The following is a 23,235-nucleotide window of genomic DNA, read 5'->3' on the forward strand; positions in this document are numbered from 1 at the left end:
AGCTTGGTGGGCGCACCAGGGCTCGAACCTGGGACCCGCTGATTAAGAGTCAGCTGCTCTACCAACTGAGCTATGCGCCCGGAACTTGTCCGGAAGTGACCCTCGCAAGAGAGGCCGTCGTTTAGCAAAGCGATTCCGCGATGTCCAGCAAGCTCGCGCAAGTTTTCCCGACTTTTACGAAGCCGAAAGGCCGCCGGATTCCGGCGGCCTTTCATAGGCTTGGCGAGGATGCCGGCGGCTGGCCCTCAAAGCCGGCCCGAGCGCTCCTGATCCGGACCGCCATCGCGGTCGAAATGATGGTCGCGGCCGCCGCGCTCCCAGCGGTCCATGTCGCGCTCGAGGCGATGGCGGCGCCAGCCCTCGGCACCGAAGCCGCGGCCTTCCATGTGGGTGAGCATGGTCAGTCGCCGCTTCTGGTTGTCGTCGAGCGTCTTGTAGAGCGGGTCGGCGGCATCGGCGATCTTCTTCAGCGAGGTTGCGGTCGCCGCCATGTTGTCGGCACGCTCGCGCAGACGGGCCACCGGATCATCCGGCTTCTGCGCCGTGTCGGCATCGGTCTTGTCCGCGGCCATCCGCGCATTGGCGCGATCGAGCCGCATCTTGGCGAAGTCGCGCACCGCAGCTTCGACCGGCGGCCACAGCTTCTCCTGGTCGGCGGTCAGCTTCAGCCCGGCGTGGACAGCGGCAATGCGCGCGTCGAGGAAGGCGGCGCGATCCTCGGGGCTCATCTGCGTATGGCCATGGAACCAGGGGCGATGCTGGGCATACACCACGGTCGAACCGGCAATCGTGAGCGCCGCGACGCCGGCGAGCAGAACTTTTTTCATCAAGACCTCCTTTGAAGGTTGCTTGAAGATGATGCCGCCTGCCGCTGCCTTCAACTTACCGATTGGTCAGAGAGAGGTCTCTTACCAAGATGTAATCCGCTTCATTGCTCGCCAGAAACATCCAAGGCGCGAGATCGCGCCTTGGGTTTCTTGTTTGTTTCTGCACATGATCTCCGCGCAAACGCTCCGCGTTCGTCGCGAGGGAAAACCGCTACGCACTTTGCGCTAACGCGGCCCTCCAGGTCCGGATCATGCGTCAGATCATTCCGAGCAGTCGCGGCAGCCACAGCGAGATCTCCGGCACGTAGGTGATCAGGCCGAGGAACACCAGCATCGCGCACAGCCACGGCAGCACCGAGATGGTGATCTCAGAGATGCCCATCTTGGCGATACTGCTCGCGATGTAGAGGTTGAGTCCGACCGGCGGATGGCACAGCCCGACCTCGGTGTTGACGATCATCAGGATGCCGAGATGCACCGGATGCACGCCGAGCTTGGTCGCCAGCGGAAACAGGATCGGCGCCATGATCAAGAGGATCGACGACGGATCCATCACATTGCCGGCGAGCAGCAGGATGACGTTGACGACGAGCAGGAACATCCACACCGAGAAGTTCTTGTCGATGATCCAGGCCGCCATCTCCTGCGGGATCTGCTCATGCGTCATCAGGAACGAGAACAGCACCGCGTTGGTGATGATGTAGAGCAGCATCGAGCTCATGCTCGCCGCCTGCAGCAGCACCTTCGGCACCTCGGAGAGCTTCAGCTCCTTGTAGACGAACACGGTGATGAAGAAGGCGTAGGTTGCGGCGACCGCGGCCGCTTCGGTCGGCGTGAAGATGCCGCCATAGATGCCGCCGAGCACGATCGCGATCAGCGAGAGGCCCCAGATGCTTTCGCGGAACGCCTTGAACTGCTGGGCGATGGTCGCGCGCGGCATCTTCGGATAGCCGTTGCGCTGCGCGACGAAGAAGGTCACCGCAGCCAGCATCAGCGCGAGCAGCACGCCCGGCACGATGCCGGCCATGAACAGCGCGCCGATCGAGGTGTTGGTGGAGACGCCGTACAGCACCAGGATGATCGAGGGCGGCACCAGGATGCCGAGCGCGCCCGAGGTCGAGATCACGCCGGCGCCGAAACGCTTCGGATAGCCGTGATCGACCATCGCCGGCATCATGATCGAGCCGATCGCGACCACGGTGGCGACGCTCGAGCCCGAGATCGCCGCGAACATCGCGCAGGCCGCGACGCCGGCAAGGCCGAGGCCGCCGGGCAAATGGCCAACCAATGAGGTCGTGAACGCGATCATGCGCCGCGCGACGCCGCCGCGGGTCAAGAAGGTGCCGGCCAGGATGAAGAACGGGATCGCCATGATGCCGAAATTGTCGAGGCCCGAAAACAGTTTCAGGCCGACGCTCTCGATCGGCACCTCCGTCATCGTGAACAGGAAGGTGAGCACGGTCAGGCCGAGCGAAATCGAGATCGGCATGCCCGTCAGCATCAGGGCAAACAGCAGTCCGAAGATAAGTGCGGCGCTCATCACGCTTCTCCGAGCGCGACGGGCGCGGTCTTGCTGGTCTCGACGCCGTCGACATGGGAGGCGTCATGGTGCGGCAGCTCGCCCGTCCGCCAGTAGGTCCAGCACACCTGCAGGAAGCGGAAGCACATCAGATAGGAGCCGAGCGGGATGCAGGCGTAGACGATCCAGCTCGGAATCTCCATGTCGGGCGAGACCTGGTCGGTGTGCATCAGTTCGAACACGAACTTGGCGCCCATCGTGCCGACGATCGCAGTGAACAGCGCACCGCCGAGCAGGCCGAAGGTGATGGTGCGCTTGCGCCAGTAATCGTTGAGACGGTTGATCAGCACGTCGACGCCGACATGGATGCCGGTGCGCACGCCATAGGCAGCGCCGAACTTCGCCATCCAGATGAACATATAGATGCAGAGTTCCTGCGACCAGGCGAGGTTGATGCCAAACAGGTACGGATAGAGCACGGGAACGTCGACCAGAAAGCGGTGTACGACCGTGATGAAAGTCAGCAGGGTCGCGGCGCCCATCAGGCTCGCGATGATGATTTCCTCGAGCCGGTCCAGAATTTTCAGCAGCATTGATCTCCCCTGTCATGGCCGCCCCAACGGCCAGAGCGTCGTCTCCCTCTCCCCGTTCTTACGGGGTCGGGACGAGCTACGCTCGCCCTGAGAGGGTTGGGTGAGGGGCTGCTTCCGCGCACACGACAAGCAGTGCGTGCGCGGAGATTCCCCCTCACCCGGAATTCAAGCTCCGCTTGAATTCCGACCTCTCCCCGCAGGCGGGGCGAGGTGAAGCACTCCTCAGTTCATCGGGCTGCGGCCCGTCTCCTTGAGGAATTCGTCGATCAGCGGCTGGCCGACGCGCGAAGCCACGTCCTTGTAGACCGGCAGCATCGCCTTGCGCATCGCCTCGTCCTGCTCGGGCGACAGCGAGATGATCTCGGTCTTGCCGGCCTTCTTGATCTCGGCGAGCGCGTCGTCGTTCTCCTTGGCGGACTGGTTGTTGCCGAACTCGGTGGCTTCCTTCATCGCCTTATTGAGCTCGTCGCGGATATCGGCCGGCAGGCCGTCCCAGAACTTCTTGTTCACGACCACGACATAGCCGATGTAGCCGTGATTGGTGACGGTGGCGTACTTCTGCACCTCATGCATTTTCTGGGTGTAGATGTTCGACCAGGTGTTCTCCTGGCCGTCGACCACGCCGGTCTGCAGCGCCTGGTAGACGTCCGAGAACGCCATCACCTGCGGTATAGAACCGAGCGCGCGGAACTGGGCCTCCAGCACCTTCGACGACTGGATGCGGAACTTGAGCCCCTTGTAATCGGACGGCGCGATCAGCTTCTTGTTGGCGCTCATCTGCTTGAAGCCGTTGTCCCAATAGGCGAGACCGGTCATGCCCTTGGAATCCAGCTTCTTGAGCAGCTGGGCGCCGAGCGGACCGTCGGTCACCTTGCGCAGCGATTTCAGGTCGGGGAGGATGTAGGGCAGATCGAAGACTTCGAATTCCTTGATGCCGATCGGGCCGAACTTCGAGTTCGACGGCGCCAGCATCTGCACCGCGCCGAGCTGCAGCGCCTCGAGCTCTTCCTTGTCCTTGTACAGCGTCGAGTTCGGATAGACCTCGACCTTCACCTTGCCGCCGGTGTACTTCTCGGCGAGTTCCTTGAACTTGTCGGCCGCCTTGCCCTTCGGCGTATCCGAGGCCACCACGTGGCTGAACTTGAGGACGATCGGCGACTGCGCCGAGGCCGGTCCGACAAAGGTCAAGGCCGCGATCGACGCCGCAGCCAAAATGAATTTACGCATGTTTCCTCCCGCGTAATTGCGGAGCACGAATACCGGCCCCGAGACATCCGGTCGCACCATTACAGAGAAGCAACGATGATTGCCATTGCCCCTTTAGCAGGGGCTGATTTCACCATTGCTGCACTGCAAAATCCGATGCGACGGTATCCCTTTCGGCTCTTGCGACCGTTCAATGACACCGCCCGTACGCTGTGCCCGGCCACGCCCGCATGGTCAATGCGAGGTTTGGCAATGGCGAGTTCGCCTGGCGCGAATGCTGCCCGTTTTCCCGCTGCCAGCGTAGGCAGCGCAACTTTCACGGCCACAGCTGTCGTCCCTGCGAAAGCAGGGACCCATACTCCGCGGCCGGTGTTGCGAACGGGACTCGTCGTTCCGACATCGCTCACCAATCACCATTCGTGGTTATGGGTCCCTGCTTTCGCAGGGACGACACGGAATGTGTGGTGCCGCTTGTGGATCATTCTTCCGCATTCTCGCGGCGCGATGCGTCCGAGGCTTGCTGCAATTCTCGCCACCCTGAAGAACGAACAAGACGGTATGCGCGACCTCAATGCCCGCTCAGCACCAGCGTCTTGACCGGCAGCAGCAAGGCCTGGATACGCAGCAGGAGCGCGTGCACGAGCCCCGTCGCGTCGACGACGTGCAAGGCAAATCCCTTGAACGCGCCGGTTTTCGGATCGGCGATCACATCGTGGTTGCTGGTGTAGGCGTTGACAATGCAGCTGGAGCCCGGCGTGACGCCTTCAAGCCCGCCTGCGTAGAGCGGCTCCAGAAACGTGAGGATCGAACCCGGCTGGCGCAGGGCCTGCGGGTCGACCAGCTGCTCGCCGGAACGGAATTGACCGGCCGCGATGTAGTCCTGCACGCCGGTGACGACGAGCGGGATGATCACCCAGGGTTTCGAGATGCAGGTCGCCTCCGCGATCATGCCGGGCCTCATGACCTGGGCCTCGATCTGGCCAAAGCCGGCCTGCAACACGCTCCGGCCCGCGCCTTCCGGGATCAATATGCCGGCCGGGCGCATCATCTGATTGACGAGGTCGCCGGTCCGCAGCATGAACTGCTCGACCCGGCCGTCGACGCCGGCGCGAATATAGGTCTTATCGAGATCGACCTGCGCCTCGGCCATCGCGGCCTCTGCGCTCGCCTTCTCGGCGGGCAGCAGCGTGGAGACGCGCAGCCCCGCGGTCTCCCGCGCCGCGTTGGTCGCATCGATGACGGCCTGCCGTTGATTGACGGCGACCTGAAGCTTCTCGATGTCGCGCTGCGGCACGATGCCGGGATTGCGACGCTGTAATTCGCTCTTGCTGTCCAGTTCGTCCTTGGCCTGCTGCCAGGCCGCCTTGGCCTCGCCCACCTGGGCCTCGGCCTTGACGATATCGGCCTGCGCACTGGCAAGCGACGCATCGACTTCTGCGACCTTGCGCTTCGCCGTCTCCAGCGCGGCCTGCTGCTTCGTATTGTCCAGCCTGAACAGAACATCGCCCATCTTCACGGGGGCGCTGTAGCCGACATTCACTTCGGCGACGCGGCCGGCCACTTCGGGGAGGATCGGCACGGTGCGGAAATAGATCGCCGCCGAGGTGGTGGAGGGATGGTAGTAGAAGATCATGGTGATCAGCGCGATCGTCAGCATGAGGCAGCCGGTGATGCCCCATCTGAGCTCGTGCCAGACCGAAAAGAACGTGATCTCTTTGCCGAAACGCTTGCCCTGCCGGTAGCGGCGATAGAGATAGTCCGGGAGGATGGTGACGAGGGAGCACAGCAGGAGCTCAAGCATGGCCCTGTCCCTCCTCTGCGGCGGCGACTTCGTCCGGCTCCGGTGGCGGCACGGGCCTCGGCGGCGTGGCGTCGGCAATCCGCTCCACCGATCCCGCGATGGTGCGCAGCGGCGTGCTGAAGTCCGGCAGGTCGATCATCGCGAGCAGCAGGCCCGCGATCCAGAAGATGTGCATGTGGGTGAACAGCGAGATCAGGCCGAGCACGGCGACGACCTCGAACTGCAGCTTCTGCGACTTGTGCGCCATCCGCTCCGGCAGGCTGTGCAGCTTCCAGTACAGCGTGCCCACATACAGGATGGTCACGAGCAGGAAGATGCCCATCACCACCATCAGGGTGTCGTCGCCATCAGGACCCGAAACGAAGAACGGCAGATGGTGAGGTGCCGCCGGATGGATTTGTCCGTTCACGACCGTCCCCCGTTGCTCGAAGAGCGAGGGCCACGCGCGGGCCCGTGGAGGTATGGTTCCCTAATGCTGTCGCTTTATCAAGGACCGTAGTTCCACGGGGAGATCCGTTGCGCGTCTGGGCCTTGCTCTGTGTCAGCAACCGACGATCAAGGGCGACATCCGCCGGTATCCGCACCTCAGCGATATCCGCTCCAGCCTCGGACGGTCGTTGCTGCCTCACCCGAATCTCATACCAGTAACCGCGCCGCATCGACGCAGCCAGTTTGCTGCGTCCCCCGAATGCCGATCGGCATGGCTGCGTCTCGCGTGTCCTCAGCGCGACGCCGTGCTGATGTTCTCGCCGAAGAACTTCCAGGTCTTGCCGTCGAACTTGGCGAGCTTGAACGTGTCGAAGGTGGAATAATTGGTCGGCGACACCGAGACCGTGATGCCGGGAAGCAACAGCGGCAGCGATACCTTGCTCAGGTTGGTGGCCTGCTTCAGCAGGTTCTCGCGCGTCAGCTCGTCGCCGCAGTTCTTCAAGATGATGGCGGTGAACTGCGCGGAGAGATAACCGATCTGGTTGCTGCCATCGATCGGATTGCCTTCGGGATACCATTGCTTCATGAAGGCGAGATAGTCCTGCACGCCCTTGTCGGAATCCCAGGCCGGGTCGCCCACCACCTTGGTGGCGAGCGCCGTCATCAGTCCGGTGGATGCTTCGAGGCCGGCGGGCTCGAGCACGCCGCCGATCGAACTGGAGACCGACACGATGAAGTGCGTCGGCTTCCAGCCGAGATCGGCAACCTTGCGGATCGCCTGCGCGCCGAATTTCGGCGTCGTGATCGTCATCAGCACGTCGGCGCCCGCGGCCTTCAGATTGACGATCTGGGAATCGATCGTGGGATCGGTCACCTCGTAGCTGAGCTCCTTGACGATGAGGCCGGCCTTGTCGCCGAGCGCCTCCTTGAAACCCCTGAGATAGTCCTTGCCGAAGTCGTCATTCTGATAGATCACGCCGATCTTTGCACTCGGCAATTCCTTGAGGATGTACTTGCCGTAGATCTTCGCTTCCTGCGCATAGGGCGGATAGAACGGCGTGGTCCACGGAAACTCCTTCGGATCGTTCCACTTCGAGGCGCCGGTGGAGATCAGAAGATGCGGGATCTTCTTGCCGTTCAGATATTTTTGAATCGACGAATTGGTCGGCGTGCCGAGTGAACCGATATTGGCAAGGATCTCATCCTGCTCCACGAGCTTGCGCGTCTGCTCCACCGTCTTCGGCGGGCTATAGCCGTCGTCCATGCTCAGCAGCGTGATTTTGCGGCCGTTGATGCCGCCCTGGCTGTTGATCATCTTCCAGTATGCGGATTCCGCCCTGCCCTGCGTGCCATAGGCCGAGGCCGGACCACTGTAGGGTATGGTCTGCCCGATCTTGATTTCGGTATCGCTGGCGCCGGGATCGTATTTCTTGTCGGCACCAAGGACCGCCGACGTGGAAGCAAGGCTGAGCGCGGCGATCGCCGCGAGCGTGATGCAACGCATCTTTTTCTCCCCATTCGCGCCGCTGTTTGCCGCGGCGTCCGGCGAGATAATGATCATGCCCGCGAGAGATGTCGACCCCTCATGCCGGGACATCAACCTGCGTTGACGTCGAAGGTCACAGTCCGATCCAGCTCATCACCGCTCCGAACGATGCCCAGAGCGTCCATCCGAGCCCGAGCAGGCAAATCAGCGCAGCCGCCATCGCGACGGTGAGCAGCAGACCGTCCTCCTGCAGATAGGCGATTGCGATCAGCACGACCACCATTCCCGGAATCACGTTGACCAGCGGCAGCGGCCAGCCTGCCGAGAAGGCCAGCAGAAACACCACCAGGCCGACGAGGCGATCGATCACGTCGCGACGCGCATCCCAACGCGGCCGGCTGATGCGCTCGATCGCCTGCAGCATCGGGCGGACAAAGACGGTGAACCGCTTGAAGCGCTTGAAATCGAACTGCCGCTTCGACAGGAATCGCGGAAACGCCGGCGCGCTGCGGCCGAGCATCATCTCGACCGCCGGAAACAGCAGCGCCAGCGTCGCGATCGTCGCGACGCCAGGAATGATCACCAACAGCCCCAAAAGCAGCAGGAGCAGGCCGAACGACCGCTTGTCCAGGTTGCTGAGGAGCCATTCGAGATCGACGGGGCCGTCCGGTGCTTGAGCGACGAGTTCCTCAAGAAGCTGGGACGTGTGCGTGGGGGCCAATGGGGCTCCGGACGTGGGGGACATGCCTGCAAAGTGGTCAGACTCGGCGTCGATTGCAACTGCTGCCGAAGCGGACTAGGAAGCATAGGTGACCAACGATTCCGATCAGGCATGGGACCGCCATGCGCCGACAAGCCCGATTCCTGCCGCTCGCCGCCGCTGGCCGTGGTTCCTGCTGGTGATCGTCGTCGCCTGCGCGGGCGCCGGCGGCGTCTACGCCTGGCCCCAGATCGCACCACTGGTTCCGTCCCTCAACAACGCGGCGGCCAGCGACAAGGCGGCCGCAGGCGACAAGGAAACATTGCCGGATCTGCTCGCGACCCAGCAGAAGCTCGAGGATGACATCGGCGCGCTCAGCAAATCGATGGCCGACCAGCAGGACCAGTTGAAGACCATCGTCGACCAGCTGGCGGCCCTGACGTCGAAGGTCGACGCGCTACAGCGCCCCGCTCCGGCTCCGATGCCGGCACCGGCGGTCGCCGAGCAGCCGCATGCACCGGTGGCGCAGGCCGCCCCGAAGCCGCGAAAGCCGCCGGTTCGGGCGCCCAAGCCATCAGGTCCGATTTCGACCGGGGGTGCGCCGCTTAACGTCGCACCCAGCGATCGCTGAGCCGCAGCGCCGTCGTCACGACGCGCCCTGCCGCGATATGTCGACGAGGTCGCGGCCACGTTTGCGACGGCAATTTATCCGCGAGGCCGCTCCATGCCGGCCCGCTTGATGGCCGCCAGCAAAAGAGCGGTATCCGAGGAAAGGAAATCGATCAGGCGCCTGGCTGCTTCGGGCGCGGCGGAGTCGCTGACGACAGCGGCCGTGAAAGTCTGGACAAGCTGAAGATCCGGGGGCAGCAGACCCACGACGTCGATGCCGGTCTCCTGCACCAGCTCGCTGGTCGGCCCGATCGAGAGATTCGCCTTGCCCGCTCGCAGCGCTGCGGCCGCCTCGGTGCCGCGCGCCTCGAGGGTGAGCGTCACCGTGTCCGGCAGGTTCAGCTTCGGGAAGACCTTGTCGCGAAAAAACTGTCCGCTGGTGCTGCTTGGCGCCACCACCTGCCCTGCGTCGATCAAGGCTTTCCTGAGCGCGGCTGCGTTGCCGATGTCGGGCTTGGGCGAGCCGGCCCGAACCGCGGCGGCGAGAGGCGCTGTCGCCAGGCCCGATTCGGATCCCGCACGAATCCGGCCGTCTTCGTTCAACCCTCGAAGTCCCTCGCGCGACAGGATCACCACGTCCGCTTTGGCGCCGTGCGCAAGCTGATGCCTGATGGTTTTCGGACCGGTGCCCTCCGACGCTCCGGATCCGGTTTCCACCTTGATGCCGGTGCTGCGCTCGAATTCAGGCAGCACCTCGCGGTAGACCGCAGCGAAGCCGCCCGAAATGATGACCTTGATCATGCGAGCGGCCCGTCCGCTTATTTCTGCAGATTCGCGGCGAACAGCTTGGCTGCCTCGGCCTTGGATTCCTGATCGGCCTTGGCGTCGTATCGGAGCGGCAGGTTGAACTTCTTGCCGAGCTCGGTGGATTCGGGGTTCGTGAACGCGTGCACGGCGCCGGGATACTCGATGATCCGGTAATCGGCCTTCGCCGCGTCGAAATCCTTCTTCAGCGCATCGTACTGCTCGCGCTTCACGAACGGGTCGTCCGCGCCGTTCAGGATGAGGATCTTCGCCTTGACGGTCCCCGGCGCCGGTGCAGGCGTGTTGGGACCAAGTAATGCGTGAAAGACCGCAACGGCGGCGAGATCGGCGCCGGTGCGCGCCATGTTCAGCACCACCGCGCCGCCGAAGCAGTAACCGGCGGCGCCGATCCGTTGCGGATTGACGGGAGGCTGCTTGGCGAGTTGCTCGCGCGCGGCATTGAAGCGCTGCTCCATCACCTTCGCGTGCTTCATCACCGCCCCCGAGAGCGCGCCGGCGTCCTTCGGGTTGTCGGCGGTCTTGCCGTCGCCGTACATATCCGCGATGAAGGCGACATAGCCCTGCTCCGCGAACTTCCGCGCCTCATTATGCATATGCGGGGTGATGCCCCACCATTCGTGCACCATGACGATGCCGGGCCGCTTGGCCTGGGTGGCGTCGTCATAGACCACGAAGCCCTTCATCGTGGCCTCGCCGTCGGTATAGGTGACCGGCTCTTCCTTCACCGCAGCCTGTGCGCTCGCGACCATTGCGATGGCGCAAAGTGCTCCCACGATGATCGTTCGCATGCTGACCTCCCGCAGTTTTGGCCGACCAAGACGGGTCGAGCGTATTCATATTGCGTGCCGGACCGCTATTCCGCCGCCGTCCGGATATCGATCTTCTCGGCGCGGACCGCGCAGAACTTGAACTCCGGAATCTTGCCGAACGGATCGAGCGCCGGATTGGTCAGCAGGTTGGCGGCGGCCTCAGCATAGCAGAACGGCATGAAGACCATGTTCTCGGGCACGTCGCGGTCGGCGCGCACCTTGACCTCGACGGCGCCGCGGCGGGTCTCGAGCCGGATGAAGTCGCCGGGCACGAGCCCCTTCTTGCGCATGTCCTTCGGCGTCATGAACGCGACCGCTTCGGGCTCGATCTGGTCGAGCACCTGCGCACGACGCGTCATCGAGCCGGTGTGCCAGTGTTCGAGCACGCGGCCGGTCGACAGCACCATCGGATATTCGTCGTCGGGCAGTTCGTCCGGCGGGATCACCTTTGCCGGCACGATCTTGCCGCGGCCGCTCTCGGTCGGGAAACCTGTCGTGAAGATGATCTCGTTGCCCGGCTTGTCGGGATCGTCGACCGGATAGGTCACCGCGCCCTCGCGAACCAAGCGCTCCCAGGTGATGTTCTTCAGCGACGGCATCAGCTCGGCCATCTCGGTGAAGACCTCGCCCGGCCCGGAATAATTCCACGGCAATCCCATCCGCTTGCCGATCTCCTGGATGATCCAGAGATCCTGCCTTGCGTCGCCCGGCGGCTTGATCACCTCGCGCGCCAACTGCACGCGGCGATCGGTGTTGGTGAACGAGCCGGACTTTTCGGCGAACGCCGAGGCCGGCAGGATGACGTCGGCGTGGAACGCGGTCTCGGTGACGAACAGGTCCTGCACGACGAGGTGATCGAGCTTGGCCAGCGCCTCGCGCGCGTGCTGCAAGTCCGGATCGGACATCGCGGGATTTTCGCCCTCGACATACATGCCGTGGATCTCGCCGGCGTGAATCGCGTTCATGATCTCGACCACGGTCAGCCCGCGCACCGGATCGAGCTCCTGCCCCCACAGCTTCTCGAAGGCGCCGCGCATGTCGTCGCGGCCGACCGGCTGATAGTCGGGGAGGAACATCGGGATCAGGCCGGCGTCGGAGGCGCCCTGCACGTTGTTCTGCCCGCGCAGCGGATGCAGCCCGGTGCCGGGGCGGCCGACCTGGCCGGTGATCAGCGCCAGCGCGATCAGGCAGCGCGCATTGTCGGTGCCGTGAACGTGCTGGCTAATGCCCATGCCCCAGAAGATGATCGACGACTTGGCGCTGGCGTAGGCGCGCGCGACCTCGCGCAGCGTCTCGGCGGGAATGCCGCAGATTGCCGACATGCGCTCCGGCGTGAACTCCTGGATCTTCGCCTTCAGCTCGTCATAGCCTTCGGTATAGCCGGCGATATACTGCTCGTCGGTCAGGCCTTCGGTGATGATGGTGTGGATCATCGCGTTCAGCATCGCGACGTCGCTGCCGGGCTTGAAGGCGAGGTGCTGCGTGGCATGGCGCGACAGGGTCTGCCGGCGCGGGTCCATCACGTAGAGCTTGGCGCCGCGCTTGGCGGCGTTCTTGATGTAGGTCGCGGCGACCGGATGGTTCACGGTCGGATTGGCGCCGATCACCCAGATCACCTCGGCGTCGGCCGCCGCCGCGAACGGCGCCGACACCGCGCCGGAGCTCAGTCCCTCGAACAAGGCCGCCACCGACGAGGCGTGACACAGCCGCGTGCAGTGATCGACATTGTTGGAGCCGAAGCCGGTGCGCACCAGCTTCTGGAACAGATAGGCTTCCTCGTTCGAGCCCTTGGCCGAGCCGAAGCCGGCGAGTGCCTTGGCGCCCTTCTCGTCGCGGATTTTCGTCAAGCCCTTCGCGGCGAGATCGAGCGCCTCCTCCCACGTCGCTTCGCGGAAATGGGTGTAGGGATTGGCCGGATCGACCTGGTCGTTGGCGTCCTTCTTGACGCCGGGCAGCCGCACCAGCGGCTTGGTCAGGCGATTGGGGTGATGGATGTAGTCGAAACCGAAGCGGCCCTTGACGCAGAGCCGGTTGTGATTGGCGGGACCATCGCGGCCTTCCGCGTAGATCACCTTCTCGTCCTTGACCTCGTAGGTGACCTGGCAGCCGACGCCGCAATACGGGCAGAGCGAATCCACCTTCCGGTCAGGCCAGGTGACGCGGGTCTGCTTGTCGTCGAGCATCACGGCCGGCATCAGCGCGCCGGTCGGGCACGCCTGCACGCATTCGCCGCACGCGACGCACGTCGATTCACCCATCGGATCGTCGAAGTCGAACACGATTTTCGAGTCGTGATTGCGATAAGCCATGCCGATCACGTCGTTGACCTGCACCTCGCGGCACGCCCGCACGCACAGGCCGCACTGGATGCAGGCGTCGAGATTGACGCGCATCGCCGGGTGGCTGGTGTCGGCGTGCCAACGCTCGGCCGCCGGGAAGCGGCTTTCAGTCACGCCGGTCTTCTCGGCCCAATGCCAGAATTTCGAGTCCGGATCGTGCGAGGTCTCGCGCGCGGGCTGGTCGGCGACGAGCAGCTCCATCACCATCTTCTGCGCCGCGACGGCGCGCTGGCTGGCCGACTTCACCTTCATGCCGACCGTCGGCGTCCGCTTGCAGGACGCTGCCAGCACGCGCTCGCCTTCGATCTCGACCATGCAGGCGCGGCAATTGCCGTCCGGCCGATAGTCCGGCGCGGGCGAATAGCAGAGATGCGGGATCTCGGTGCCCTGCCGCTTGGCGACCTGCCAGATGGTTTCGCCGGCCCGCGCCTCGACCTGGTGGCCGTCGAGCTCGAACTGAATGATCTGGCCGGAGTTCTGATGGTTGCTCATTCGAATCCTCGTCGAAATTCGTCCTGCCCGGCCCGCCTATTCGGCGGCTTGCTGCGGACGAAAGCCGTCCGGAAAATATTTGATCACTGACGTCAGCGGATTGGAGGCCGCCTGACCGAGGCCGCAGATCGACGCATCGCGCATCGCCTGGCTCAATTGGTCGAGCAGTTCCTTGTTCCAGACCGGCTGCTGCATCAGGAGTGCCGCCTTCTCGGTTCCGGCGCGGCAGGGCGTGCATTGCCCGCAGCTCTCGTCCTCGAAGAACTTCATCAGGTTCAGCGCGGCCTCCCTGACGTCATCGGCCTGCGAGAGCACGACCACGGCGGCGGAGCCGATGAAGCAGCCGTATTTCTCCAGCGTGCCGAAATCGAGCGGGATGTCGTCCATCGTGGCCGGCAGGATGCCGCCAGAGGCGCCGCCCGGCAGATAGGCCTGCAAGGTATGGCCGTCAGCCATACCTCCGCAGAACTCATCGATCAGTTCACGCAAGGTGATGCCGGCCGGCGCGAGCTTGACGCCGGGATTCTTGACGCGGCCCGACACCGAGAAGCTGCGCAGGCCGTGGCGTTCGTTGCGGCCGTGGCTCTTCCACCAGTCGGCGCCCTTCTCGACGATGTCGCGCACCCACCACAACGTTTCGATGTTGTTGATCAGCGTCGGCAGGCCGAACAGCCCGACCTGGAACGGATATGGCGGCTTGTGCCGCGGCAGGCCGCGCTTGCCCTCGAGCGATTCGAGCAGCGAGGATTCCTCACCGCAAATATAGGCGCCGGCGCCGCGCCGCATGTGCAGCACAGGACCGCCCGGCGGCAGCTTCGCAATCTCGCGGGCGAGGATCTCGCGGCAGGCCGGGTATTCGTCGCGGATATAGATATAGATTTCGGGCGCCTCGACCACGTGCGCGCCGATCAGCATGCCTTCGAGGAAGCGATGCGGATCGGTCTCGATATAGTATCGGTCCTTGAACGTGCCGGGCTCGCCCTCGTCGCCGTTGACAGCCATCAGCCGCGGACCGGGCTCGCCGAGCACCGCGCGCCATTTGCGGCCGGTCGGGAAACCGGCGCCGCCGAGGCCGCGCAGTGAGGCATCGTCGAGCGCCTTCAGCAGGTCTTCGCGTGGCACCTCGCCCGAGCGCAGCCGTGTCAACAGCTTGTAGCCGCCGCCGGCGACATAGGCGTCGTATTCGACGTAAGGCGGGAGATGCGCGTGGGTGTCACCGCTCTTCGCCGCCGCGAGCACATTGGTGACGGTGGCATGATCGACGAAGTTGTGGCCGACCTCGGCGGCGGGTGCGGTGTCGCAGCGGCCGACGCACGGCGCCCGCACCACGCGGATGCCGGGACCGGCGCGGTCCTGAAGGTCCTTCAAAAGCTTCTCGCCGCCGAGCATCGCGCAGGTCAGCGAATCGCACACCCGCACGGTGAGCGGCGCGATATCAGGCTCGCCCTCCTTCACGATGTCGAAATGCGCGTAGAAGGTGGCGGTCTCGAACACTTCGGCGAAGGACAGCTTCATCTCGTCGGCGAGTGCCGCAAGATGCGCTGCCGAGATCTGATGGTACTTGTCCTGGATCAGATGGAGGTACTCGATCAAGAGGTCGCGCCGCCGCGGCCGGTCGGCGAGCAGCGCCTCGATCTCGTGCGCGGCCACGGGGTCGACCTGGCGTCCCTTCGGCGTGGCTTTCGCCCGCTTCCTGCCCTGTCCGGGATGCTCGAACGCGCGGACCTTGTGAACGTCGCCTTGGCTCATGAATCCTCGCCTTGAAACCTCGTTCTGGAACCGCGCTTCGCACGAATTGCGCGGGTTCAATCCAACTCTATTCACTGGCATGCCACAGGCAAGCAGATTTAGAACGCCTCTAGCAGCGTCGGGTTGCCGCGTAGGCCGTTGTTAATGTTTGCTTATCGGGCGATCTGATTATCGTATCGTGCGACGATCCTATCGTCGTCCGTGTCGCGGTTCTCGCGGATCAGATTGGGTGCCTAAAGCAGATCGGCGTAGCCGAGAAAGCCGACAGCATCGCCCGGTTCGACCCGCACGATGGACTCGCCGAGTTCGATCAGTCCATCCGTCTCGACCAGCGACGACAGCAGGCCGGCCCCTTCGCGGGGAAACTTGGTCGCCTCCAGCGCACCGTCCGCCGCCCGCCGCAGCGAGGCGCGGACATATTCGCGCCGGCCGCTCTTCTTCTTGTAGCTGAAGGCCGCCCGCACCGGCATCGGCAGCAGCGGAGACGGCACGGCGCCCGAGAGCGCCAGCACGGTCGGCCGCACCACATGAACGAAGGTGACGAAGCTCGCCACGGGATTGCCGGGCAAGCCGATCAACGGCGTGCCGTCGATGATTCCCATCGCCACCGGACGGCCCGGCTTGATCGCCATCCGCCACAGCACCAGCGAGCCGGCCTGCTCGATGCCGGCTTTGACGTGGTCCTCTTCGCCGGTCGAAACGCCGCCGGTGGTCAGGATCAGGTCAAAGCTGCGTGCGACCTGCTTGAGCGCGGCGGCGAGCCCGGCGCGTTCGTCGCGCAGGATTCCGAGATCGCCGACCTCGCAGCCGAGCCTGCGCAACATCGCCATCAGCATGAAGCGGTTGGAATCGAACAGTTGCGCTTCGTCACGCGTGCTCCCCGGCGCGGCCAGCTCGTCGCCGGTCGAGAACACCCCGACGCGAAGCCGCCGCACCACGTCGAGCGTCGTGAGCCCGAAGGCCGCGGCGACAGCGATGTCCTGCGGGCGCAGGCGCCGGCCCGATGCCAGCGCGACATGGCCGCGTGCGATGTCCTCGCCGGCCGGCCGCACATTGGCGCCGGCCTTCAGGCCGGGCGGCAGGATCACGTTGCCCGCATCGTCGATCCGCACGTCCTCCTGCATGAACACGGTGTCGGTACCGCCGGGCATCGGCGCGCCGGTGAAGATCCGCACCGCCTGGCCGGGCCGCGCAGGCTGTGCCGGCGCCCCCGCCTGCACGCGTCCGGCGACGGGCAACGCGCGCTCGGCGCTTGCCGGCAGGTCCGTAGCCGACACCGCGTAGCCGTCGACGGCGGAATTCATGAAGGGCGGCAGCGGCAGGGGCGCGACCACGTCGCCGGCCAGGATGCGTCCGTCGGCGTCCACCAGCGCAACGGCCTCGGTCTCGCCGACCGGCTTGACGCGCGCGGCGATGATCGCGACGGCCTCGTCGACCGACATCATCGGCCCGCCGAATGCGAAGCAGTCGTCCGAAAGCTGCGCCATTGTCTCTCTCAGTGCTGGGCCATCGACAAGATGTGTTCGACCCGGATCGCGAACTGCGGCGTTATCTCCAAAGCCGGACCATCCGTGGCAGTTCCGGCGAAGCGGCGGAGAGTGGCCAGTCCATCTCCGATCGTGCTTATATCCCCAGCTCCATTGCCATGTGAACCCATCGGGACTGCGACCTGTGACCGCGAAAACCACCGCTCCCATCATTGTTCCAGACCCGGACGATCCGCGGCTGACGGAGCGCGTGGTCGGCGTCGACCAGACCGGCGCGCGGACCGAGATCAAGGTGCCGGTCGAGCGGCCGTTGACACTGTACCTCAACGCGCAGGAGATCGTCACGATGATGACGATCAACGACTATCCCGAATACCTCGCGCTCGGTTACCTGCTCAACCAGAACATGCTCAAATACGACGACGTCGTCACCGAGGTCGAATATGACGACGATCTCGAGGTCGTCGTGGTGCGCACCGCGCACCACACCAATTTCGAGGCGAAGCTGAAGAAGCGGACGCAGACCTCGGGCTGCGCCCAGGGAACGGCGTTCGGCGACCTGCTCGAGGCCGTCGAGAAGGTCGCGCTGCCGAAGGCCGAACTGCGCACCTCCTGGCTCTACCAGATGACGCACACCATCAACACGATGCCGTCGCTCTACCTGGAAGCAGGCGCCATTCACGGCTGCGTGCTGTGCAAGGAAGCGACGCCGGTCTGCTACACCGAGGATGTCGGCCGCCACAACGCCGTCGACAAGATCGCGGGCTGGATCTATCGCCACAATGTCGATCCGGCCGACAAGATCCTCTACACCACCGGACGGCTGACCTCCGAGATGGTGATCAAGACCGTGCGGATGGGCATTCCGATCCTGGTCTCCCGCTCCGGCTTCACCGCATGGGGCGTCGACCTGGCGCGGCAGGTCGGATTGACGCTGATCGGGCGCGCCCGCGGCAAACGCTTCATCGCGCTGTCGGGCCAGGATCGGATCGTCTACGACCAGAACCTCGACTATGTCGAAGAGGAATCGATGCGTCATAAGCGCAAGGGCGAGACCGACCATGACTGATATCCCCGGGACTGACATTCCCGGCGTGCTGCTGGCCGGCGGGCTTGCGCGGCGGATGGGCGGCGGCGACAAGCCGATGCGCACGATCGCGGGCCGCACCATCCTGCAACGGGTGATCGACCGCCTCGCGCCGCAATGCGGCGGGCTGATCATCAACGCCAACGGCGATCCCGCGCGCTTCGCCGCGTTCGGCCTTCCCGTCGTCGCCGACGACGTCGCCGATTTTCCCGGTCCCCTTGCCGGCATCCTGGCCGCGCTCGACTGGACCGCGGCCAACCGGCCGGACGCAAAATGGGTGCTGAGCGCGGCAGGTGACTGTCCGTTTCTACCCCGCGATCTCGTCGCGCGCCTGGAGCAGGCGCGGGTAGCCGAGAATGCCGAGCTCGCGGTTGCCTCATCCGGCGGGCAGACGCATCCGGTCATCGGCCTCTGGAGCGTGCGCCTGCGCGGCGAATTGCGCCATGCGCTGGTCGAGGAGGATGTGCGCAAGATCGATCGCTGGACCGCGCGCTATCCGCTGGCCACGGTCGAATGGCCGACCGAGCCGCTCGATCCGTTCTTCAATGCGAATACCATCGAAGACATCGCAGAAGCCGACCGCCTCGCCGCGCTTGACGGCGGCTGAGGCGCCCGCCTGCATTTGAGCTCGCAGACGCGACCGGCTACAGCCGATCGCGTCGAGCCGAGTCCAGCGAAGCCTGACTGGAAGCAGCCAGCAGAGGCTCCGCTGATTGCCGGCAATCAATGCCCCGCGGCGATCCTGGTCGGACTGCAGGCGTCGTCGCCCTGGGCGTTGTCGTCGCCGTCGTGGCCGCGACCATGATCCTTCATCTGACCATGATCGCCATCGCAATTGACCGGAGCGAACGACACGCCGCGGTAGACCGTTCCGAACGCGGGCGGCACAACAACGTCAAACGCTTCATTCGCAGGCAGCTGCGTCGCCGCGACCTTGTCCGTGATGGCGACCACCTGATTCGGATCGGCGCCCGGCTCAACCGAGGTGCCCACGGTCGACGTCACGGCGAAGATCGTCGCGGTGCCGTCGCGGTGGACGCGGCCGGTGATGTTGCGCAGGCCACCGGTTGCCGGATCGGTCGGATAGCCGTTGACGTGATAGGAGGTGCCGAGGTTGAGGCCCTTTTGCAGCGTGTAGGCAAGGGTCCAGGTGCCATTGGCATAGACCCATTTCTGGAGGCCGGCCGTCGTCGATGCCGCCGCATCCGCCAGCTTGCCGTCGCCTTCTTGAGCGACGTAAAGCGTCGTTGCATTGGCAAACCAGATGCCGAACGGATAGAAGCCGGTCGCGCCCGAATTCGCCGACGGATTGTTCGGGAAGCCCGGAAGAATGCTGAACGTCGTCGAGGCGGCGGTATCGCGGGTCGGCAGAACGCCCGGCTGGCCAACCTGATAGATCGTGTTGATGCCGTTGCTGCCGCTGCCCTTGGTCACGTAGAGCGTGTTGTTAGAAATCGCGATGCCGCGAAAATTGTCGTCCTTGCCGGACTTGTCGACAGCAAAGCCGAGCTGGGCAACTGAGAAGCCGAGCTGGAATCCGCTCTTGCTGCCGGGCGTTCCCTGCTGCACGCCAACCACGGTGTCTGAACCATCGACCCCGGGGGTCGAGAGCTGCACGCCGGTGTCATTGACGACAAGCACCGGCGGGATGCCACTGCCGTTGCCGGCATTGCCGACCGTGAAATACTGATCAGCCTGGGTGCCATTGACCTTGTTGGCGCGGATCGCACCGCGGCCGTTGTCGCCGCTATAAATGTTGACCTTGGTCCGGTGCAGCGAGCCGTCGAAATCCAGCTCCGCCACCACGCGCGCATGCACGCCGGTATCCGGATTGGTGGGATCGACATGGTTCGGCGAATTGGAGTTGGAAACGTCGAGCGCGTTCACCGCAGCGTCGTAGCCCATGAACGTCACGGCCTTGCCGTCGGGCGACAAATGCAGCGACAATTCCGACTTCGAGCTGAAGCTCGTCACCGCCACGTCCGCCGGAACGGTCAGTGCGCGGATTTCGCGAAGCCGATGGCCTTCCAGATGAAACTTCTTGATCACGACTGAGGCGGTCACGCCGAAGTTCGAATCAACGGACACGTTGTTGAACACGCCCGGATAGCTACCGTCGGCAACCGCCACGGCGCCGGTCGGCAGCGTCTGGCCGACGACGACGGTTGACGTCTTGCCCGCGTAGACCGCGGTGCTGACGAGCAATTCATGCGGATTGCCGACGGTCTGCGATAATGCCGGATGGATTGCAAACAGTACCGGAGAGAGCGCCGTCCCGGCGATCAGGCGCCGGACAATGGCGCGGCGAGTGGTTTGTGATGTGGCGATTGATTTGAACATAAGCCCCCCATTTTCGAAAATTGGAATGGGCTCGTCTTACGGGGCCGATCGCGACACCCTTGTGACAGATCGCCGCGGTCATGTTCACGTTCCCGGAAATCTCGCAGCGCGCCGTGGCTTGTGGTTTGAGATAATCTCGGCGCAAACGTTTCGCGTTTGTCACGAAAGAAACCGCTTCACATTTTTGCGGACCATGCTTTAGCCGACGCGTCCGCCAACCCGCTCAACCCGGTCCGTTTCGACCGCGCGCAGATAGTCCAGCATCAGGCGGCCGGTTGCGGACAGATGCGCGGCATCGCGGACCACGATCTTCAGCTCGCGCCGCCCCCAATCGTCACGCAACGGGATCGCACGCAGCCCCATGCCGGCGCCGACGACCGCGAAGGCGCGGTCGGGGATCAGGCCGAGCCCCATATTGGCCTGCACCATGCGGCAGACCGCATCGAAGCCGGGCACGTTGATGCGCAGTCGCATCGTCTTGCCGGCTTGCGTCGCCGCATATTGCGAACGCAGATAGATCGAGCTCGCGGTGTGCAGGCCGATGTGGTCGAAATCGAGCGTCTCGGTGAACAGCAGCTTGTCGCGGCCGGCCAGCGGATGGTCCGGCCGCATCACGACCACCAGATTATCGTAGCGGTAGTGGAAGGCTTCGAGCGCGCGGCTGTCGGCCTCGGCCGCGCAGATGCCGATCTCGGCCGCCCCCTCCTCGATGCCGCGCACCACCTGCCCGCTCGGCCGCTCCTGCAGATCGACGCGGAGCAGCTCGTGCGCCGCGAAGAAGGCGGAGAGGTCTTCGGGCAAATACTGCACGATCGCCGAGAGGTTGGCGAGCATGCGGACATGACCGCGCACGCCTTGCGAATATTCCGACAGCTCGACCGCGATCTTCTCGACATTGAGTAGCGTCACCCGGGCGTGATGCAGCAGCGCCTCGCCGGCCGGCGTCAGCGCCATGCCCTTGGCGAGCCGCTTGAACAGCGTGACGCCGAACGCCAGCTCGAAATCGTTCATCCGCTTCGACACCGCCGAGGCCGCGATCCCCTCGCGCTGTGCGGCGCGGGTGAGGTTCTGCTCGTCGCAGACCGCGACGAACAGGCGGAGCGTCGTGAGGTCGACGCGGCGGGTCAGCGCGGTCTCCGCCGGCGTCGCGGCGCGCCGGAGGTCGACGTCGATGGAGGCAAGCGGCATGGGCGGCGTCCTTGCGGGAGGGACGCTGACAGGCTAGCGCGGGCAGACGCGCAAAAAATCCCAAACCGATCCGGATGCGGCCGGATTGTTGAGAACATATTCCAATAAGGACCTGCGAACGCAGAATTTATTCCAATCGACTGCTGTTGTCTCGACACAGACGCCGCCAATATCTGGTACACTACGACCGTCGGTGCCCCGATTAGAGTCAGCAATTGACAGGGCCGAATTCCGACACGGACGCAGTTCGCCCATCGGGCAGCCCTGCTGATTTTTTGGATCAGGAGAGGATCATGCGTGACGAAGCCAAAATCAAGTTACGTGAAAATTTGCGCGGCGCGGTCATCGCGCGCGGCGAAACCGATTACGACGAAGCTCGTGCACTCTTTAACGGCATGATCGACAAGCGGCCATCGCTCATCGCACGATGTGTCGATGTCGCCGACGTCATCACCGCGGTGAAGTTCGGCAGCGAGAACGACCTGCGCATCGCAATTCGCGGCGGCGGTCACAATGGACCCGGTCTCGGCAGCGTGGATGACGGACTGGTCATCGACCTGTCTGCGATGAAGGGCGTGCGAGTCGATCCGGCGGCCCGCACAGTGCGGGTCGGCGCCGGATGTACCCAGGGCGACGTCGACCATGCCACCCACGCGTTCGGTCTGGCGGTACCGGCCGGCATCATCTCGACCACCGGGATCGCTGGCCTGACATTGAGCGGCGGCCATGGCTATCTCACCCGCAAACATGGCCTCACGATCGACAATCTGCTCGAAGCCGACGTGGTGCTCGCCGACGGCGGCTTTGCCGTCGCCAGCAAGGACGAGAACGCCGACCTGCTCTGGGCGCTGCGCGGCGGCGGGGGCAATTTCGGCATCGTCACGTCCTTTCTGTTCAAGCTCCATCCGGTCAATGCAGTGTTCGCCGGGCCGATCGCCTGGGATCAGCAGCACGCGCGCACAATCATGCAGCATTATCGCGACTTCCTGCCGACCGCGCCGGAGGAGCTCAGCGTCTTCCTCGGACTCAAGACGATCCCGTCAGGTCCGCCGTTTCCGGAAGAGCTTTGGGGAAAGCGCATCTGCCTGTTGATGTGCTGCTACGACGGCGCCGAGGACGGAGGCAGAAAAGCACTGGCACCGCTGCTGGATGCCCTGCCGACGCCATGGTTCAACTGGATGGGGACGATGCCCTATCCTGCCCTGCAGAGCATGTTTGACGGGCTCTACCCCAAGGGCATGCAGTGGTATTGGCGTGGCGACTTCGTCAAGACGTTGCCGGACGCTGCGATCGACGCCCATCTCGAGCAGGCCGCAAGGACCCCGAGCGAATTGTCGCTGATGCATCTCTACCCGATCGACGGCGCCGTCCATCGCGTCGGCAGCGGCGAGACCGCGTGGAATTGCCGCGACGCGACCTGGTCGATGGTGATCGCCGGAATCGATCCGAATCCGCAAAAGGCAGGGCCGATCACCCGATGGACCAAGGCCTATTGGGAGGCCGTTCACCCGTTCGACCTCGGCGGCGCTTACCCGAATTTCATGATGGACGATGAGGGCGACGCCCGTCTCAAGGCTACTTACGGATCGAACTATGCGCGACTTGCTGAGGTGAAGCGCAAGTACGACTCTGCCAATCTGTTCCGGGTCAACCAGAACATCAGGCCGGCCGCTTGACGCCGACTCAGGATGACGGCGCGCCAGACGGTTCGCGCCTGGCCAATGAAAAACGCGGCGCCCAGGGCGCCGC

Annotated in this window: 19 protein-coding genes and 1 tRNA gene; 4 read left to right on the top strand and 16 right to left on the bottom strand. The window is 64.4% G+C overall.

Annotated features, from left to right (window positions below):
• Positions 1–4: 4 nt before the first annotated feature.
• From QMZ05_RS11410 to QMZ05_RS11450, 9 genes are all read right to left on the bottom strand, one after another.
• Positions 5–80, bottom strand: a tRNA-Lys gene (locus tag QMZ05_RS11410).
• Positions 81–245: 165 nt separating this feature from the next.
• The gene (locus QMZ05_RS11415; protein WP_353700842.1) at positions 246–827 is read right to left on the bottom strand and encodes a Spy/CpxP family protein refolding chaperone; all 582 of its coding nucleotides are present in this window, start codon (positions 825–827) and stop codon (positions 246–248) included.
• Between the two features lie 256 nt (positions 828–1,083).
• Positions 1,084–2,367: a TRAP transporter large permease subunit gene (locus tag QMZ05_RS11420; RefSeq protein WP_353700843.1), complete on the bottom strand. Its 1,284-nt coding sequence runs from the start codon at positions 2,365–2,367 to the stop codon at positions 1,084–1,086.
• Complete coding sequence (locus QMZ05_RS11425) at positions 2,367–2,939, bottom strand: TRAP transporter small permease (protein WP_074125737.1); 573 nt, start codon at positions 2,937–2,939, stop codon at positions 2,367–2,369. Before QMZ05_RS11425 ends, QMZ05_RS11420 begins: the two co-directional genes overlap by 1 nt.
• Positions 2,940–3,161: 222 nt before the next feature.
• Entirely contained in the window at positions 3,162–4,166 is a 1,005-nt protein-coding gene (locus tag QMZ05_RS11430; protein ID WP_353700844.1) for a TRAP transporter substrate-binding protein, read from the bottom strand.
• Between the two features lie 547 nt (positions 4,167–4,713).
• Positions 4,714–5,946: a biotin/lipoyl-binding protein gene (locus QMZ05_RS11435; RefSeq protein WP_353700845.1), complete on the bottom strand. Its 1,233-nt coding sequence runs from the start codon at positions 5,944–5,946 to the stop codon at positions 4,714–4,716.
• Positions 5,939–6,355, bottom strand: a complete 417-nt coding sequence (locus tag QMZ05_RS11440) for a hypothetical protein (protein WP_353700846.1) — start codon at positions 6,353–6,355, stop codon at positions 5,939–5,941. Before QMZ05_RS11440 ends, QMZ05_RS11435 begins: the two co-directional genes overlap by 8 nt.
• Before the next feature lie 312 nt (positions 6,356–6,667).
• Complete coding sequence (locus tag QMZ05_RS11445) at positions 6,668–7,879, bottom strand: ABC transporter substrate-binding protein (protein ID WP_353700847.1); 1,212 nt, start codon at positions 7,877–7,879, stop codon at positions 6,668–6,670.
• A gap of 115 nt (positions 7,880–7,994) precedes the next feature.
• The gene (locus tag QMZ05_RS11450; protein WP_050419300.1) at positions 7,995–8,582 is read right to left on the bottom strand and encodes an exopolysaccharide biosynthesis protein; all 588 of its coding nucleotides are present in this window, start codon (positions 8,580–8,582) and stop codon (positions 7,995–7,997) included.
• Between the two features lie 88 nt (positions 8,583–8,670).
• Between QMZ05_RS11450 and QMZ05_RS11455 the strand changes: the two genes are divergently transcribed.
• Positions 8,671–9,192: a hypothetical protein gene (locus QMZ05_RS11455; RefSeq protein WP_353700848.1), complete on the top strand. Its 522-nt coding sequence runs from the start codon at positions 8,671–8,673 to the stop codon at positions 9,190–9,192.
• A 74-nt stretch (positions 9,193–9,266) separates the two neighbouring features.
• Here QMZ05_RS11455 and QMZ05_RS11460 read toward each other — a convergent pair whose 3' ends face one another.
• The 5 genes from QMZ05_RS11460 to glp all read right to left on the bottom strand — a co-directional run bounded on the left by QMZ05_RS11460 (position 9,267) and on the right by glp (position 16,871).
• Complete coding sequence (locus QMZ05_RS11460) at positions 9,267–9,971, bottom strand: substrate-binding domain-containing protein (RefSeq protein WP_353700849.1); 705 nt, start codon at positions 9,969–9,971, stop codon at positions 9,267–9,269.
• 17 nt (positions 9,972–9,988) lie between these two features.
• Positions 9,989–10,783, bottom strand: a complete 795-nt coding sequence (locus QMZ05_RS11465) for a dienelactone hydrolase family protein (RefSeq protein ID WP_353700850.1) — start codon at positions 10,781–10,783, stop codon at positions 9,989–9,991.
• A 65-nt stretch (positions 10,784–10,848) separates the two neighbouring features.
• Positions 10,849–13,635 (bottom strand): formate dehydrogenase subunit alpha, encoded by a 2,787-nt coding sequence (fdhF, locus tag QMZ05_RS11470; protein WP_353700851.1) that lies wholly within the window; start codon positions 13,633–13,635, stop codon positions 10,849–10,851.
• Between the two features lie 36 nt (positions 13,636–13,671).
• On the bottom strand, positions 13,672–15,384 hold the full coding sequence (locus QMZ05_RS11475; RefSeq protein WP_353700852.1) for an NADH-ubiquinone oxidoreductase-F iron-sulfur binding region domain-containing protein: 1,713 nt from the start codon (positions 15,382–15,384) through the stop codon (positions 13,672–13,674).
• 233 nt (positions 15,385–15,617) lie between these two features.
• A complete protein-coding gene (gene glp / locus QMZ05_RS11480; RefSeq protein ID WP_353700853.1) occupies positions 15,618–16,871 on the bottom strand; it encodes a gephyrin-like molybdotransferase Glp in 1,254 nt (417 codons plus the stop codon).
• A gap of 184 nt (positions 16,872–17,055) precedes the next feature.
• Between glp and QMZ05_RS11485 the strand changes: the two genes are divergently transcribed.
• The gene (locus QMZ05_RS11485) at positions 17,056–17,940 is read left to right on the top strand and encodes a formate dehydrogenase accessory sulfurtransferase FdhD (RefSeq protein ID WP_353700854.1); all 885 of its coding nucleotides are present in this window, start codon (positions 17,056–17,058) and stop codon (positions 17,938–17,940) included.
• Positions 17,933–18,565, top strand: coding sequence for a molybdenum cofactor guanylyltransferase MobA (gene mobA, locus QMZ05_RS11490; protein ID WP_353700855.1), 633 nt, complete (start codon positions 17,933–17,935; stop codon positions 18,563–18,565). The genes QMZ05_RS11485 and mobA overlap by 8 nt, the downstream gene beginning before the upstream one ends.
• Before the next feature lie 116 nt (positions 18,566–18,681).
• On the opposite strand, the gene QMZ05_RS11495 is transcribed toward mobA, so the two are convergent.
• Both QMZ05_RS11495 and QMZ05_RS11500 read right to left on the bottom strand, forming a co-directional pair.
• Positions 18,682–20,298: a hypothetical protein gene (locus QMZ05_RS11495; RefSeq protein ID WP_353700856.1), complete on the bottom strand. Its 1,617-nt coding sequence runs from the start codon at positions 20,296–20,298 to the stop codon at positions 18,682–18,684.
• A 198-nt stretch (positions 20,299–20,496) separates the two neighbouring features.
• Positions 20,497–21,486, bottom strand: a complete 990-nt coding sequence (locus tag QMZ05_RS11500; RefSeq protein ID WP_353700857.1) for a LysR substrate-binding domain-containing protein — start codon at positions 21,484–21,486, stop codon at positions 20,497–20,499.
• A gap of 293 nt (positions 21,487–21,779) precedes the next feature.
• Between QMZ05_RS11500 and QMZ05_RS11505 the strand changes: the two genes are divergently transcribed.
• A complete protein-coding gene (locus QMZ05_RS11505) occupies positions 21,780–23,162 on the top strand; it encodes an FAD-binding oxidoreductase (protein ID WP_353700858.1) in 1,383 nt (460 codons plus the stop codon).
• Positions 23,163–23,235 lie beyond the last annotated feature (73 nt).

The sequence above is a fragment of the Bradyrhizobium sp. INPA03-11B genome, assembly GCF_040446015.1.
Lineage (GTDB): Bacteria > Pseudomonadota > Alphaproteobacteria > Rhizobiales > Xanthobacteraceae > Bradyrhizobium > Bradyrhizobium macuxiense_A.